The 14774-nt window shown below is 71.9% G+C and carries 14 protein-coding genes; 9 read left to right on the top strand and 5 right to left on the bottom strand.

The genetic code is table 11. The features are described 5' to 3' along the window. Positions 1 to 94: 94 nt before the first annotated feature. Positions 95 to 1078 carry an aldo/keto reductase gene (locus ACZ6KY_RS22290; protein ID WP_469312031.1) on the top strand — a complete coding sequence of 328 codons (984 nt, stop codon included), beginning with the start codon at positions 95 to 97 and terminating at the stop codon, positions 1076 to 1078. Positions 1079 to 1306: 228 nt separating this feature from the next. Here the strand turns inward: ACZ6KY_RS22290 and ACZ6KY_RS22285 are convergent, their stop codons facing one another. Then, on the bottom strand, positions 1307 to 1990 hold the full coding sequence (locus tag ACZ6KY_RS22285; protein ID WP_469312030.1) for a DUF2238 domain-containing protein: 684 nt from the start codon (positions 1988 to 1990) through the stop codon (positions 1307 to 1309). Positions 1991 to 2140: 150 nt separating this feature from the next. Between ACZ6KY_RS22285 and ACZ6KY_RS22280 the strand changes: the two genes are divergently transcribed. From ACZ6KY_RS22280 to ACZ6KY_RS22270, 3 genes are all read left to right on the top strand, one after another. Then, positions 2141 to 2875 carry a TetR/AcrR family transcriptional regulator gene (locus ACZ6KY_RS22280; protein ID WP_469312029.1) on the top strand — a complete coding sequence of 245 codons (735 nt, stop codon included), beginning with the start codon at positions 2141 to 2143 and terminating at the stop codon, positions 2873 to 2875. 97 nt (positions 2876 to 2972) lie between these two features. Next, positions 2973 to 4124, top strand: a complete 1152-nt coding sequence (locus tag ACZ6KY_RS22275) for an FAD-dependent oxidoreductase (RefSeq protein WP_469312028.1) — start codon at positions 2973 to 2975, stop codon at positions 4122 to 4124. Between the two features lie 243 nt (positions 4125 to 4367). Further along, positions 4368 to 6797 carry a GH92 family glycosyl hydrolase gene (locus ACZ6KY_RS22270; RefSeq protein WP_469312027.1) on the top strand — a complete coding sequence of 810 codons (2430 nt, stop codon included), beginning with the start codon at positions 4368 to 4370 and terminating at the stop codon, positions 6795 to 6797. 49 nt (positions 6798 to 6846) lie between these two features. Here the strand turns inward: ACZ6KY_RS22270 and ACZ6KY_RS22265 are convergent, their stop codons facing one another. Beyond that, the gene (locus tag ACZ6KY_RS22265) at positions 6847 to 7875 is read right to left on the bottom strand and encodes a hypothetical protein (protein ID WP_469312026.1); all 1029 of its coding nucleotides are present in this window, start codon (positions 7873 to 7875) and stop codon (positions 6847 to 6849) included. Between the two features lie 251 nt (positions 7876 to 8126). Between ACZ6KY_RS22265 and tgmA the strand changes: the two genes are divergently transcribed. Then, positions 8127 to 8318 carry a putative ATP-grasp-modified RiPP gene (gene tgmA, locus ACZ6KY_RS22260; RefSeq protein ID WP_451810550.1) on the top strand — a complete coding sequence of 64 codons (192 nt, stop codon included), beginning with the start codon at positions 8127 to 8129 and terminating at the stop codon, positions 8316 to 8318. A 14-nt stretch (positions 8319 to 8332) separates the two neighbouring features. Further along, on the top strand, positions 8333 to 9286 hold the full coding sequence (gene tgmB, locus ACZ6KY_RS22255; protein WP_469312025.1) for an ATP-grasp ribosomal peptide maturase: 954 nt from the start codon (positions 8333 to 8335) through the stop codon (positions 9284 to 9286). A 23-nt stretch (positions 9287 to 9309) separates the two neighbouring features. Here the strand turns inward: tgmB and ACZ6KY_RS22250 are convergent, their stop codons facing one another. Further along, on the bottom strand, positions 9310 to 10947 hold the full coding sequence (locus ACZ6KY_RS22250; RefSeq protein WP_469312024.1) for a protein kinase domain-containing protein: 1638 nt from the start codon (positions 10945 to 10947) through the stop codon (positions 9310 to 9312). Between the two features lie 427 nt (positions 10948 to 11374). On the opposite strand from ACZ6KY_RS22250, the gene ACZ6KY_RS22245 reads away from it, so the two are divergent. Together ACZ6KY_RS22245 and ACZ6KY_RS22240 are read left to right on the top strand one after the other, a co-directional pair. After that, complete coding sequence (locus ACZ6KY_RS22245) at positions 11375 to 12820, top strand: serine hydrolase domain-containing protein (RefSeq protein ID WP_469312023.1); 1446 nt, start codon at positions 11375 to 11377, stop codon at positions 12818 to 12820. A gap of 168 nt (positions 12821 to 12988) precedes the next feature. Further along, positions 12989 to 13444, top strand: coding sequence for a hypothetical protein (locus tag ACZ6KY_RS22240; RefSeq protein ID WP_469312049.1), 456 nt, complete (start codon positions 12989 to 12991; stop codon positions 13442 to 13444). Positions 13445 to 13447: 3 nt separating this feature from the next. On the opposite strand, the gene ACZ6KY_RS22235 is transcribed toward ACZ6KY_RS22240, so the two are convergent. Continuing rightward, the gene (locus tag ACZ6KY_RS22235) at positions 13448 to 13591 is read right to left on the bottom strand and encodes a hypothetical protein (RefSeq protein ID WP_469312022.1); all 144 of its coding nucleotides are present in this window, start codon (positions 13589 to 13591) and stop codon (positions 13448 to 13450) included. Positions 13592 to 13901: 310 nt separating this feature from the next. After that, positions 13902 to 14117, bottom strand: coding sequence for a hypothetical protein (locus ACZ6KY_RS22230; RefSeq protein ID WP_037617573.1), 216 nt, complete (start codon positions 14115 to 14117; stop codon positions 13902 to 13904). A 150-nt stretch (positions 14118 to 14267) separates the two neighbouring features. On the opposite strand from ACZ6KY_RS22230, the gene ACZ6KY_RS22225 reads away from it, so the two are divergent. Beyond that, positions 14268 to 14759: a VOC family protein gene (locus ACZ6KY_RS22225; RefSeq protein WP_469312021.1), complete on the top strand. Its 492-nt coding sequence runs from the start codon at positions 14268 to 14270 to the stop codon at positions 14757 to 14759. Positions 14760 to 14774: the final 15 nt, after the last annotated feature.

Raw genomic sequence — 14774 nt, 5'->3', positions numbered from 1 at the left:
CTGGAACTGCTCGCGGTGACGCACGCACCGGAGAGCGAGGACGCGCGGGGCGCGGGCGTCCTGTCCGGCCTGCGGGAAGTGTCAGACTGGCGCCATGGACGAGCGCGTATTCGACAGGTCGGGTCAGCATGCTTCGGTGATCGGTCTCGGCACCTGGCAACTGGGGGCCGACTGGGGCGACGTGAGTGAGAAGGACGCCCTGGCCGTGCTGGAGACGGCCGCGGAGTCGGGGGTGACCTTCTTCGACACCGCCGATGTGTACGGCGACGGGCGCAGCGAGGAGACCATCGCGACCTTCCTGAGCGGACGCCCGGACCTGCATGTCATGGTCGCCACCAAGATGGGCCGCCGTGTCGACCAGATCCCGGAGAACTACGTCCTCGACAACTTCCGCGCCTGGAACGACCGTTCCCGCCGCAACCTCGGCGTCGACCGCCTCGACCTGGTGCAGCTGCACTGCCCGCCGACCCCCGTGTACTCCACCGACGCGGTGTTCGACGCCCTCGACACCCTGGTCGAGGAGGAGCGGATCGCGGCGTACGGCGTGAGCGTCGAGACGTGCGACGAGGCGCTGACCGCCATCGCCCGCCCGAACGTGGCGAGCGTCCAGATCATCCTCAACCCGTTCCGGATGAAGCCCCTGCGGCAGGTCCTGCCCGCGGCCCGGGAGGCGGGCGTCGGCGTCATCGCGCGGGTTCCGCTGGCCTCCGGGCTGCTCTCCGGCAAGTACACCAAGGACACCGTCTTCGCCGCCGACGACCACCGCACGTACAACCGCCACGGCGAGGCCTTCGACCAGGGCGAGACCTTCTCCGGGGTCGACTTCGTGACGGGCGTGGAGGCGGCGGCCGAGTTCTCCGCCCTCGCCCCCGAGGGGTACACCCCGGCCCAGCTCGCGCTGCGGTGGGTCATCGCGCAGCCCGGCGTGACCACGGTGATCCCGGGAGCCCGTTCCCCCGAACAGGCCCGCGCCAACGCTGCGGCCGCGAAGCTGCCCGAGCTCTCGCGCACGACGCTGGACGCCATCGACGAGCTGTACGAGCGGCGGATCAAGGGCCAGGTGGAGAGCCGCTGGTAGCGGCGAGACGAAACCCGGCGGCGGGGACGCACCCGTTCCTGGCGGTCCCTGCCGCCGGGGATGCCGTCTTTTGTGGGCCGGTGCTGCCGGGGCGGGTCCGTTCCTGCCGGTCCGCGTCCCCGGGAAGAGCCGGTCCTTGAAGGCCGGTGCCGCGGGGAGGCGTCGGCTTCCCGGCGGCCCGTACCGCCGGGACAGGCCGGTCCGGAAGCCCGGTGCCGTCGGGGCGGGTCAGTCCCCGGCGGCTCGCGCCGCCGGGAGCGCGGCGAGCTGCCGGTCGTGCACGCGGCTCAGCACCAGGACCGAGACGGTCGCGCCGATCAGGGCGCAGAACATGTCCCACTGGGTGTCCCACACATCGCCCTGGGTCGCCAGGAAGGCGTCCGCGCCATGGCCGCCGATCACGGCGGCCGCCCACTCGAACATCTCGAAGAGGGCGCTGAAGGCGAGGCACGCGCACACGGTCAGCGGCGCCAGCCACCTGCTGCCGCGCAGCGGTGACGTCCTGCTGAGCAGTTCCCGCACCAGGACGGCCGGCACGAAGCCCTGCATGAGGTGCCCGAACCGGTCGTACGGATTGCGGTCGAGCCCGAACGTGTCGCGCACCCAGTCGCCCGGCGGAACCTGCGCGTAGGTGTAGTGGCCGCCCACCGCGAGCACCAGCGCGTGCGCCGCGAGGAGGCAGTACAGCAGAGTCGTCATCGGGAACCGCCGCCGGCTGATCACCACCAGCGGCAGCCCGACGATCACCCATACGGTCTCCAGCAGCCAGGTCGTCCCGTCGTGCGCGTGCCACGCGGAGAGCGCCATGCCCGCGATCACCACCGCGACGAGCACGCCCGGCAGCGTCCGGCGACGGGCGCGCTCCGGGGAGGCAGGGTGCGGGCCGGGCGGGGCGAGGACTGATCCGGGCATGGCGGGCTCCTTCGTCCAGGTGGCCCCATCGTGGCGGAGCGCCGGGCCGGGTGGCATGAGTACGGGTACTCATCCGGCCGCCGCGCACAAAGCGACGAACATGTTCGTGACGTACTTGTTCGCAACGAACATGTTCGTTATCGTAGAGGAGTGACAGGACAACCCGCCCCCCGCCCCAGTCGCCGCGAACGCCCGGCGAAGCCGGCCCTGACCAGGGACGGCATCATCCGGACCGCCGTCGCGCTGATGCGCGCCGAAGGCCTGACGCGCGTCACCATGCGCCGCCTGGCGCAGGAGCTCGACACCGGACCGGCCTCGCTCTACGTCTATGTGCGCAACACCGCCGAACTGCACGCGGCGGTGCTCGACGACCTGCTCGGCGGCGTCGACCTCGGCCCGGTCCGCGCGAACGGTGACTGGCGCGACCGGCTCGTGAAGGTCCTCACCTCGTACACGGCCGTCCTGTTCGAGCACCCGGGGCTCGCCCGCTCGGCCCTGGTGGCCCGCCCGTCCGGCGAGCGCTACCTGGACCTGGCCGAGGCGCTGCTGTCCCTGCTCGACGAGGGCGGTGTCCCCGGTGAGCGGGCGGCCTGGGCGATCGACCTGCTGCTCCAGTTCGCCACCGCCACCGCGGCGGAACACGCCGCGGGGGAGAAGGACCCGGCCGACACCGAGGGCGAGTGGGCGGCCCTCGCCGCGGCGGTGCGCGGTGCCTCTCGCGAGCGGCACCCGCACATCGCCGCGCTGGGCGCCGACCTGCTCTCCGGGCCGGGCGTGGCCCGTCTGGACTGGGGCTTCCACGTCCTGATCAACGGCGTCGTACTCACGCCCCGGCCGGACACGCCCGAGGCGCCGACGGCGGCCACCACACCCGACACGCCGTGAGCCTTTCCGGCGCGCGGCCGTCACCACCACACACCGTCACCGCGAGGCGACGGTTGGCCCCGAACGACCCGTACAACCTGTACAAGGAGAACCGGCCATGACGAACACCCACCACCCCATCGCCGTGATCGGCGCCGGTCTCGGCGGCCTCACGCTCGCCCGCGTCCTGCGCCTGAACGGCATGGAAGCGGCCGTCTACGACCTGGACGCCTCGCCCACCGCCCGCCCGCAGGGCGGCATGCTCGACATGCACGAGGAGTCCGGCCAGGCCGCGCTGCGCGCCGCGGGGCTGTACGACGAGTTCCGCGCGGCCATCCACGCCGGCGGCGAGGCCATGCGCGTCCTCGACAAGAACGCCACCGTCCGGATGGAGGACGCGGGCGAGAACGCGTCACGCCCGGAGGTCTCCAGGGCCGCCCTGCGCGACATCCTGCTGGGCTCGCTGCCCGAGGGCACCGTCCGCTGGGGCGCCAAGGTCACCGGGACACGGACGACCGGGGACGGCCGCCACGAGGTGACCCTCGCCGACGGGAACGTCTTCACCGCCGATGTGCTGATCGGCGCCGACGGCGCCTGGTCGAAGGTACGGCCGCTGGTCACGGACGCCACCCCGGTCTACGCCGGCATCTCCTTCGTCGAGATGCACCTCCTCGACGCCGACACCCGCCACCCGAAGGGCGCGGCCGTCGTCGGAGGCGGCATCCTGTTCGCACTCGCGGAGGAGAAGGGCCTGCTCGGCCACCGTGACCCGGACGGCTCCCTGCACGTCTACGCGGCCCTGCGCACGGCCGCCGACTGGGCGGTCTCCGGCGCCGTCGACTTCACCGACGCCGAGGCGGCCAAGCGGAGTCTCCTGGAGCGCTTCGACGGCTGGGACGAGAGCCTGCGCTCCCTGATCGCGGAGGCGGACGGTGAACTCGTCGCCCGGCCGATCCACGCCCTGCCGCCCGGCCTGCGCTGGGAGCGCGTCCCCGGTGTCACCCTGCTCGGTGACGCCGCGCACGTGATGTCCCCCTTCGCCGGAGAGGGTGCCAACCTCGCGATGCTCGACGGAGCCGAACTCGCCGCCGCCCTCGTCGCCCACCCCGGCGACACCGAGAAGGCCCTGGCCGCTTACGAGGAGGCGCTCTTCCCGCGCTCCGAGAACGCGGCCACCGAATCCGCCGCGAACCTCTCGATCTGCTTCAGCCCGGACGCCCCGCAGAGCCTCGTCGACCTGATGAACCAGTACCGGGTCGACGCCAACTGACGTACGGGGCATGAATTATGACGATTGATCAGTGAATTCCGGTGCGCGTCGGCGGCCATCGCACCGCTCTCTCCGCCGGACGGGCCCACCCTTCACCACGCCGTCACCCTCCGGACGCGCACGTCACTTCCGGCACTCCCGGGCGCCCTCTATTCTCGCGCCCGGGCCGGGGTCCTGGGCAGTCGCCGGGCATCACCGGTCCGACTGTCCTCGCACCCTGTCCGTCGGAAGGTGACACCTCCCATGCGCCCCTCATGGCCGCGTACAGCAAGACGGTTCGGCAGCAGATCCGCCGCCGTGCTCGTGACCACCGCCCTCGCCCTGGCGGCTCCGCTCCCCGCCGGCGCGGGCGCCCGTACCGTGGAGCGGCCGGTGTCCCTGGTGGACCCGCTGATCGGATCGGCGAACAGCGGCACCACCTACCCCGGAGCCACGCTCCCGCAGGGGATGATCGGCTGGTCCCCGACCAGTACGACCGGCGACCAGACCAGCACCGGGGCCGCCAACGGCTACCAGTACGACGTCACCCGCATCCGTGGTCTGAGCCTCACCCATGTCAACGGAGCCGGATGCAACCCCGGCGCCGCGGGCGACGTCCCGATCATGCCGTTCGTCGGTGACGTCACGTCCTCGCCCTCGGCCGACACCAAGGACGCGGTGTACGCGGCCGACTTCTCGCACACCGCGGAGAAGGCCGTACCCGGGCGCTACTCGCTCGGCCTCGCCTCGGGCGCGTCGGCCGACCTCGCGGTGAGCCGGCGGGCGGGCGTCGCCGACTTCACCTTCCCGGCGGACCGCCCCGCCAACCTGCTCTTCCGGGTCTCCAACTCCCTCAACGGCAGCGAGGACGCGCAGGTCGACATCGACACCGCGCACCGCAAGGTGACCGGCTCGGTGCTGACCGGCGCGTTCTGCGGCCGCCGCGCCAACGGCGGCACGAACAACCGCAAGAGCTACTACCGGCTGTACTTCAGCGCCTCCTTCGACCGGGACTTCTCCTCCGTCGGCACCTGGAAGGACGGCACCCTGTCCGCGGGGTCCACCACCGCTTCGGGCGGGGAGGGCTACGCCACCGGCGCGGACCGCGCGGGCCGCGGCTCCGGCGGGTACGTCGGCTTCGACACGCGTGCTGACAACGATGTCCACATGCGGATCGGCATCTCGTACGTCGGTCTCGGCGGCGCCGAGGCCAACCTGCGCCGGGAGATCGCCCCGGACGCGAGCGTCGCGGACGTGGCCGACGCGGGCGCCCGCGCCTGGAACCGCGAGCTGAGCACCGTCCGGGTCGACGGCGGCACCACCGACCGGCGCACCACCTTCTACACCGCGCTCTACCACGCGCTCATGCAGCCGAACCTGATCAGCGACGCCGACGGCCGCTACTACGGCATGGACGGCGCCGTGCACCGTCTCGCCCGCGGCCAGCGCGCGCAGTACAGCAACTTCTCGGGCTGGGACCAGTACCGCGCCCAGATACAGCTCCTCGCCCTGCTGAAGCCACGGGTCGCGGGCGACTTCGCCCAGTCCCTCTACAACTTCGCGCGGCAGAACGACGGGGTCTGGGACCGCTGGGTGCACATCAGCGGCGCCACCCACGTCATGACGGGTGACCCCTCGGCGGCGACCGTGGCCACCCTCTACGCGATGGGCGTGCGCGACTTCGACTACGAGGGAGCGTTCGACTCGCTCGTACGGCAGGCCACCGTGCCGCGCCCCGAAGGGCTCCTGGACGCCGGCTGCCCCGGCCAGTGCGTGGGCCAACGCCCCAACCTGGCGCAGTATCTGACGTCGCACTACGCGGCGCAGGACGTGTGCCACTGCTGGGGCGGCGCCGCCGAGACACTGGAGGACGCGGTCGCCGACTCGGCGCTCGCCAAGTGGGCGCGGCTGCTGGGCCGCGACCAGGAAGCGGCCGTCTTCGCCGAGCGGGGCGCCTACTGGCGCAATGTCTTCGACCCCGCCGCCACGGCCGACGCCGGCTACATCCGGGCCCGCAGGCTCGACGGGTCCTGGGTGACGCCGTTCAGCCCCGGCAGCGACCTCGGCTTCGCGCAGGGCACCAGCGCCACGTACACCTGGATGGTCCCGCAGGACGTCCAGGGGCTGGCCGCCGCCATGGGCGGCCGGGACACGGCCGCGGCACGGCTGGACGGCTTCTTCCACAAGGCCGACGGTTCCTGGTCCGTACGCGGCGGGGACGCCCTGCGCTACGACCCCACCAACGAGCCCGGCATCCACGCGCCCTGGCTCTACAACGGGCTCGGACAGCCCTGGAAGACCCAGGCGACCGTCCGGCAGATCCTCGACACCGTCTACGGCACCGGCCCCTCGGGCCTGCCGGGCAACGACGACCTCGGGACCATGTCCGCCTGGTACGTCTTCTCCGCGCTCGGCCTGTACCCGCAGACCCCGGGCAGCGCGACGCTGCTCCTGGGCGCCCCGGTCTTCCCGCGCGCGGTGGTGCCGCGGCCGGGCGGGAAGAGCATCGTCATCAGCGCGCCCGACGCGGACGCCACGCACCTGTACATCGACGCCGTACGGGTCGACGGGCGCCCCACGCAGCGCTCCTGGACCGGCGCCGGTCTCACGACCGAGGGCGGCACGGTGAGCTTCCGACTCGGTGAGCAGCCCGACACCGAGTGGGCCACCGCCCCCGAGGACCTGCCGCGGTGACCGTTCGGCCGCGCGGGAACACCCGTTCCCGCGCGGCCGAACGGCCCGCTCACTCCCGGCCGGCCGCCCCGCGCAGCGCCGCGATGGCGGTGCCGATCGTCTGCTGGAGCTCCTCCAGGCGCTGCACCATGTCGTCCTCGTAGATGTCGTCGGCGTCGTCGAACGTCAGCTCCTCGAACACCCTCGTGGCCTTCTGCAGGCTGCTGTAGAACTTCGTCCGGCGTTCCTGGACGCGCAGTTCGGGGTCGGCCTCCACCGTCTCGACGACGAGGTTCCTCATCGTGTCGTACGCCTCCGTGGCCCACTCTCCCGCGTCCTCGCCCTCGTCGAGCTCGTCGAGGAGGGACAGGTGCCGCTCGGCCTCGGAGCGCAGCTCGGCCGGTGCGTCCAGGGTCTGCCCGGCCGGTGTCCTGATCTGGCCCTTCTCCGCGATCTGGCGCACGTAGCCGATACGGTCGGCCGCCCGGTTCTCGGTGGCGACCGCCTTCTTGAGTTCGTCCGTGCGGGAGATGTCGCGGGCCAACTCGGTCTGGAGCGCCGGGTCTTCCTTCACCCGGTCGAGCAGCGCGGCGCGCGCCGCCTTCGCCGTGGAGGGGTCGGCGAGGATCGCGGCCCGCAGCGCGGTCGGGTTCTCGGCCACCTCCAGGGCCTTGGTGGGACGGATGCCCTCGGCCTCCGCGGCCTCGGCGATGGCCGTGCCGCGCTCGGAGGCGGCGCTCGAACGGGAGGCGTAGTACGTGGACCAGGCCTCCGCGTCCGGCAGTTCGACGTCCGCGCCGGGCAGCAGGGTCTCGAAATGGGGGACCAGGCCGTCGTCGGCGGCCCGGTCCCAGGCCCTGTAGTAGCGCATGACGCGCTCGGACGAGCAGCCGGCCAGTTCCGCGAACTCCTTCGCGGACACCTTCCGCGTCTCGTCGGCGGACTGTCCGCCGGGCCGGACACTGCGCGCCACCTTCAGCGCGAAGGCCCAGCCACCGTTTCGCGCGTAGGCGCCGAAATCATGGGCGTCGCGCTCGACGGGGTCCGGCGCGCCGGACCCCGCGGCGGATTCCTCGGACGAGGTGATGGCTGCGGTCAACGGGAACTCTCCTGGGATGGCGGGGCGTTGATGTCACGGAGGATGAAGCATTGGCCTAAGGTTTGCGTGGAATCTGGCTGCCACGCGTGGACCGGAACCAAGCGGACACCCAAGTAAATCCGAAATGTGTAAGACAGAAACGACGCGATGTGATGACCTTCACCCCGATGTGGCAGAAAGTGATGAATTCCTTACGGCCGTGTCACGTACGGGTGGGTATTGGCCATCGCGCGACCGCGGGAGGATCTTTCGTGCGACCGTTCACTCTCAACTACGCCCTGCCCTCGGGGCAGTCGGCCGCAATACCCCCGTACCACTTCGACGTGTCCCTGCAACTGAACGTGCTGCCCGACGGCCGCCCGGCCGTCAGCGACCGCGCGTTGCTGATGGCGACCGGCACCACGACGTCGACGGCCGGTTCCCAGACGCACTTCGACGACTGACGGATGCCGCGCGCATGACGGTTCTCATACTCACGGCCGAACAGGACGTCACCGCCGACATGGTGGTGGCCAAACTGCATGAGCGGGGCGTGCCCATGGTGCGCCTCGATCCCGCCGACCTGCCCGGCAAGGCGGTGCTGTCCGCCGACTACGCCCACGGTGACTTCGACGGCTATCTGTCGGTCAACGGCCATGTGCTCAGCATGGGCGGCCTGCGCTCCGTGTGGGTGCGCAGGCCGGGCGAGCCGGCGGCCCACGCCGCCGAACCCTCGGCCTGGCTGACCGCCGAGACCAGGCAGGCCCTGTTCGGCATGCTCTACTCGGCCTCGACCCGCTGGATGAACCACCCGCGCCGCGCCGAGCAGGCCCGGCACAAGCCCTGGCAGCTACGGGTGGCCCACAGCAGCGGATTCGCGGTGCCGCCCACCGTCATCACGACCGCTCCCCGGGTGGCCCAGCAGTTCGTCCAGGAGTACGGGGAAGTGGTGGTGAAATCGGCCTCGGGGCCGCCGCCGGGCGAGCCTGCCGCGGCTCTGCCCACCACACTGGTCGGACCCGGCACGGACTTCTCCGGCGTGGCGGCCGGCCCCGCGTTGCTCCAGCAGTACATTCCCAAACGCGCCGACATCCGGCTCACCGGCATCGGCACCCGGCTGTTCGCCGCCCGCAAGGCCGCCGAGCCCGGCCAGGTCGACGGCCGGTTCGGCGAGACGGGGAACGGCTGGGAACCCGCACCGGTGCCCCATCGCATCGCCCGTGCGGTCCACGACTACCTCGCCTTCACCGGACTCGCCTACGCGGCCTTCGACTTCGCCGAGGACGCGGAGGGCATCTGGTGGTTCCTGGAGTGCAATCAGGGAGGCCAGTTCGGCTTCGTCGAACTGGAGACCGGGCAGCCCATCGCCGACGAGGTCGCCGTGTGGCTGGCGCAGCGAAGGTCCGGCCTCCGTGTCCCGGAAGGACCTTGACATGAGCGTTCGGTGACGGTCGATCACTTCGCGTTCGGCTGGAAGGAGTTGAGGAACGTCCTCAGCGCCAGCCGGTTGGCCGTGGTGTCCCAGTCGTCCGCCGGGGTCGTCCAGCGCAGCGAGAAGCCCCGGTGGTCACCGATGAGGAACCCGCGGCCGAAGGTGCGCACCCGTACGCCCGCCGACACGGAGTACCACTCCATGTCGGCGCCCTTCATGCCGCGATAGGTCACCGGCTGGATGGCGCCCACCCGTTCGTAGCCGGTGGTCACGGCACGCAGGGACGGCTCCAGGGCGCTCCAGACGGCGACGGGGTCCGGACCCAGCTGGGTGCTGTAGGTGACGGCCAGGGTGCGCGGATCGCCGCTCGCGCCGAAGGTCACCCGGTAGGCGAGGTCGTCGGAGGACTGTGTCTCCACGGGTTTCCAGCCCAGCGGGAGCGCGACGGCGAACCCCTGGGGCGCCCGGTAGAGGGAGAAGCCGGCCGGCACCGTCGAACCCCCGGTCGGCGAGGGCGAGGGGGAGGAGGACGGCTTGGAGGACGCCGTCGGCTTCGGGCCGGACGCCGTCCCGGCAGTGCTGGGGGCCGCGGACGGCGTGCTGGAGGCCGTCCGTGACGGTGCGGAGCCGGACGCGGAGGCGTTGTCCTCGCCCGGCAGTCCGCCCATCGAGGCGAACACCCCGACGGCGACCACCGTCACGGCGAGCGCCCCGCCCAGCAGAACCGGCCTGCCGACGGGCAGACCTCCCCGGGTGCGCCGCGGACGCCCCTCGTCCGTGCCCCCGTCGCGGAAGTCCCGGGCGGGATCGAGGAGATCGGGCAGCGGCTCCGGCGGCGTCGTCTCTTCGAGGTCCTGCCGCAGGATGCGCGTCAGCGCCTCGCGCACGACGGCTTCGGGCACCCTCTCCTCGGGGTCCCAGCGCAGCAGGCCCAAAATGGCGGGCGCGAGCGGGCCCGCGCTCCGCGGTGCCCTGACCGGCAGCCGGTCCACCGCCCGGAGCGTGGCCTCCGTCTGGCCGCGGTCCCGCACGACCGGCCGGCCCTCGACCAGCGCGTACATGATCGCGCCCAGCGCCCAGAAGTCCGCGGCGGGTGCGCCGCCCTCACCACGGGCCTGTTCCGGGGAGGCGTACGAGGGAGCGGTGACGCGCGTAGCGTCGCCGGCCGCCGCCAGCCCGAACCCCGTCACGGTGACGGTGCCGTGCTCGTCGGCCCACACCTGGCTCGGGCCGAGTTCGCCGTGGGGCACTCCCTCGCGGTGGGCGGCCGTGAGGACATCGAGGACGCCGAGCCCGATCCTGGCCGCCCGCACCGGGGCGACGGGGCCGCGCAGCAGGAGTTCGGTCAGCGGGCCGCCCGGGGGCCGCTCCGTGACGGTCCACACGAAGTCGCTCCCCTCGACCACGTCGAGCACCGCGGCCACCTGGCCGGGACAGGCCGGACCCAGGATCTCGGCCGCGCGCAGGATCCGGTCGGCGGCGGGCTCCCGCGCCTTCTCGCCCCGGTGCTCGGCGACGCGTGACCGGGTCAGGACGACGGGCCGTCCGAAGGCCGTGTCCTCGCCGTGCCAGACGGCCCGGCCCTCTTCGCGCAGGGCGATCTCGAGCAGCCGGTATCTCTCGGCGATCAACTCGCCCGCGGAGTCTTGCGCCTTGGCCATCGTCATCCCTCGTCGCGTACCGGTCACTCACCTTTCCCAGAAGTACGCGGGACGTGACGAAGAGTGTTCAACGGAAGACGGATAGAGATACCTGTTTTTACTCGGCCGCGACGCCGTCGCGCACCCGTACGAACACTTCAGGCCCGTGTTCCCCGTCGATTCACCGCACGGACTCCTTGCCGTGCCAGGAGCCCGCGGCCTCTTGTGGTCCAGCAACTCTCCTTCCAGAAAAGGGAGTTGACGCCGAACCGGGAACGGGCCGTCCGGAGGCGGCAGTTGACGTCGGACCGGGGACCGGGCGGTGCCGTCGCCGCCGGGACATGGACACGGGGGAGGCGCCCGGGAAAGATGTCAGATGCACGCAATGTCCTCGGCCGATTGTCGTCCAGTCGCCGTGCACCGCCCGAGCCACCCGGAGGCCGCCCGTATGAGTGCCCGACCGCTGCCCGTCAGCCCGCCCGCCGAGCAGGGAGTCGACGCCTCGGGGATCACCGCGTTCCTCGACGCCGTCGAGGCCGACCCGGACATCGAACCGCACAGTCTGATGATCCTGCGCCACGGGCACCTCGTCGCCTCCGGCTGGTGGGCGCCGTACACACCCGAGCGCCTCCAGCTCCTCTACTCGCTCAGCAAGAGCTTCACCTCCACGGCGGCCGGATTCGCCGTGGCCGAGGGCCTGTTGGACCTGGACCGCCCGGTGATCTCGTACTTCCCCGGGTTCGAGGCCGACATCACCGATCCGCGCAGCCGCAGGATGCTGGTCCGGCATGTCGCGGCCATGGCCAGCGGCCACCTCGCCGAGACCTATGCCGACGCGCTCCGGCTCGACCGGCAGGAGGCGGTACGCGGCTTCCTGCTGATCCCGCCGGACCGCGAACCCGGCACCGTGTTCGCGTACAACCAGTCCGCCACCTACACACTCGCCACGATCGTCCAGCGGGTCACCGGGCTGTCGCTGACCGCGTATCTGCGGCCCCGGCTGTTCGACCCCCTGGGCATCGGGGAGACCGCCTGGACGCGGAACCGGGCCGGCCGGGAGATCGGCTTCAGCGGGCTGCACGCCGCGACCGACGCGATCGCCCGGCTCGGCCAGCTGTATCTGCGCGAAGGCGTGTGGGACGGGCGGCGGCTGCTGCCGGCCTCCTGGATCGCGGAGGCGACCCGCGCCCACATCGCGAACGCGGACGGCACCCCCGAGGGGGCCAGGTCGGACTGGCAGCAGGGCTACGGATTCCAGTTCTGGCGAGGACGGCACGGATACCGCGGCGACGGGGCGTTCGGACAGTTCTGCGTCGTGCTGCCCGAACACGACGCGGTGATCGCGACGACCGCGGCGACCGACCGGATGCAGGAGCTGCTTGACCTGATGTGGCGGCACCTGCTGCCCGCGTTCGGTACGGCACCGCTGCCGGCCGGAGGCGAGGGCGACGAGGCGCTGCGCCGACGGCTCGCCCGGCTCGCGCTGCCGCCGGTCGAGGCCGGGTCCGAGCCCCCGGAGCCCGGGGACGTGTGGTCGGACGCGCGGTTCGTTCCCGCCGGAGGCGTCTGCGCGGACCAGCGGACGCTGACCGGCGTGGTCGTCACCGAGGGCGACAAGGGCCCGCGCGTCACCCTGGTGGAGGGCGACCGGCGGCTCGAACTGCGGCTCGGCGGAACCGGCTGGACCGTCGATCCCGGCCCGACGCCCACGGCGGTCAGCGGGGGCTGGACCGACCCGGGCACCCTGCGGGTCGACGTGCTCTTCCTGGAGACCCCGCACCGGCTGACCGTGACCTGCTCCCTGCCCGAACGCACCTTCACGGCCCGCTGGCACACGAGCCCGCTCCACGCCCGCTCCCTCGAATCCCTTCACGCACCGTCACAGCCGTCGTGAACAGGCCATCGGAAACGCCATACCGCGCCACCCCTTCCGCCATGTAGAGATATCTACCAACATGCGTATGCCGAGGTCCTGGCGGGCAACCGCGGGCTTCGGCCGGTGCCTCCTTCCGCATCTGCCGAGTGGAGGGGACTATCTCCGGGGTGATCCGTGACGAACGTGATGTGGATGCAGAGCGTGGAGTGGCTCGCCGCGGCCGCCAGGAATCCGAGAGCGTGCAAACGGGAGTGGGACCAGGGGAGCGGGGGTTGCCTCCTGGAGGCCGGACGCTACTGGGACGTGCTCAGCGTGCCCGAGCAACTCGGCCTGCTCGCCCTGGACATCCTGTGGTCCGACCCGATCCAGGTACCGGGGCCGACCCTGGTCGACTGCGCGGCCCACCGCGTCGGCTTCTTCCTGCCGCCCGACCCCGCCAGCCGATGGGAGGGATCGGGGCTCCGCCACCTCGGCAAGGGCTCATGGATCGCCGTACCACCGCCGTACCGTTCCGCGGGACCGCTGGAATGGATCGTCCCGCCGGACGGGACGGGTGTCCTGCACCCGGCCCTCTCGCTGGAACTGGCGCTGCGCCAGGCCAACGGCACCCTCGCGGTCCTGGCGCCGTCGGCCGAGGAATAGGCCTCACCAGCCGGGCAGTCCCCGCGGGACGGGCACCGGGGGAACGGATCCGTCGGCGCCCTGCTCCGGAACGGGTGCCGCGAAGGTCGCCCACAGCACCTCGCGGGGTTCAGGGACGAGACGGCCCTCGGCTCGCCACTCCGACACGAGCTGTGCGTAGATCGGCGGATGGCCTCCCTGGAGAACGCCTTGACGACCGGGAGGGCCAGGACGGCCCGGCGGCTCGGCGTAGGGCCGGCCGATGCCTGTGCCCATGACCGTGCCGGCGCTCGCGCGGGTGCCGGCACCCGCGCGAGCGGGAACGTGTCGCAACGCTTCGTGAGTGCTGTCCATGCCGGAGCAACGTGTGCGCGCGCACCGGTGGAACGCGCCGCGCCGAGGACCCACCGGGTCGGGTGAGCGCGCCTCCCGTTCGGAGCAACGCCGCGACCCGGGCACTCCAGCGAAAGCCGTGTCGCTATCCGGTCCCGTAGAAGTGCGCCTGGCCTCCGCGCCACTTCACCCATGCCGGATCGTCCAGCAGATCCTCCGCGTCCGGCAGACCGGCCCGGCCGAGGAACTCCAGCAGATCCTCGTCCGAGAACGCCACGCCGAGGTTCTCACCCCGCGCGGTCACCTCACGGCCACTGGTATCCAGGGCCGGATGCACGACCAAAGGAGCCCGTCCGGACATGTCTCCAGGATCGTCCCTCGCGCCGCGCCGCGCATCCGGACGGGCGGACGCGGGCTGAAGCGAGGCCGTCGTATGGCGTGAAGTGGTTGTATTTCAGTGAAGTGGTTGTCTTCAGTACTAAGTGCGTTGTCACTGGGTGAGGAGCTTTCGATGGGCGCGTTGGACCTGACAGCGATCGAAGCGGAGCGTCAGCGGATCCGGGACGCCCATCTGATGCCGGAGAGGCCGGCGAGCACGGCCCGCGGCGTGCACCACGTGGCGCTGCTCTCCTCGGACGTGGAGCGGACCGTACGGTTCTACCAGGGCGTCCTGGGCTTCCCCCTCACCGAGATGATCGAGAACCGGGACTACCAGGGCTCGACCCACTTCTTCTTCGACCTCGGCAACGGCAATCTGCTCGCCTTCTTCGACTTCCCGGGCCTCGACCTCGGCCCCTACGCGGAGGTCCTCGGCGGACTGCACCACCTCGCCGTCTCGGTCGACCCCGTCACCTGGCGCGGCCTGCGCGACCGGCTCGACGCCGCCGAGGTCACGTACACGGAGGAGAGCGGCACCTCGCTCTACTTCCGTGACCCCGACGGCGCCCGGGTCGAACTGCTCGCCGATCCGCTCGGCGAGATGTACGGCAACACGGTCCTCTGAGCGCGGGCCCGGGGC

Source organism: Streptomyces sp. NPDC042002 (genome assembly GCF_055588305.1).
The sequence above is the reverse complement of the archived record's forward strand: the minus strand, read 5'-3'. Positions and strand labels throughout refer to the sequence as shown.

Coding starts and splice junctions, on each gene's coding strand:
- ACZ6KY_RS22250 (WP_469312024.1), bottom strand. CDS start 10,947: ATGGCCAAGGCGCAAGACTCCGCGGGCGAGTTGATCGCCGAGAGATAC.
- ACZ6KY_RS22285 (WP_469312030.1), bottom strand. CDS start 1,990: ATGCCCGGATCAGTCCTCGCCCCGCCCGGCCCGCACCCTGCCTCCCCG.
- ACZ6KY_RS22230 (WP_037617573.1), bottom strand. CDS start 14,117: ATGTCCGGACGGGCTCCTTTGGTCGTGCATCCGGCCCTGGATACCAGT.
- ACZ6KY_RS22225 (WP_469312021.1), top strand. CDS start 14,268: ATGGGCGCGTTGGACCTGACAGCGATCGAAGCGGAGCGTCAGCGGATC.
- ACZ6KY_RS22240 (WP_469312049.1), top strand. CDS start 12,989: ATGTGGATGCAGAGCGTGGAGTGGCTCGCCGCGGCCGCCAGGAATCCG.
- ACZ6KY_RS22245 (WP_469312023.1), top strand. CDS start 11,375: ATGAGTGCCCGACCGCTGCCCGTCAGCCCGCCCGCCGAGCAGGGAGTC.
- ACZ6KY_RS22275 (WP_469312028.1), top strand. CDS start 2,973: ATGACGAACACCCACCACCCCATCGCCGTGATCGGCGCCGGTCTCGGC.
- ACZ6KY_RS22270 (WP_469312027.1), top strand. CDS start 4,368: ATGCGCCCCTCATGGCCGCGTACAGCAAGACGGTTCGGCAGCAGATCC.
- ACZ6KY_RS22290 (WP_469312031.1), top strand. CDS start 95: ATGGACGAGCGCGTATTCGACAGGTCGGGTCAGCATGCTTCGGTGATC.
- tgmB (WP_469312025.1), top strand. CDS start 8,333: ATGACGGTTCTCATACTCACGGCCGAACAGGACGTCACCGCCGACATG.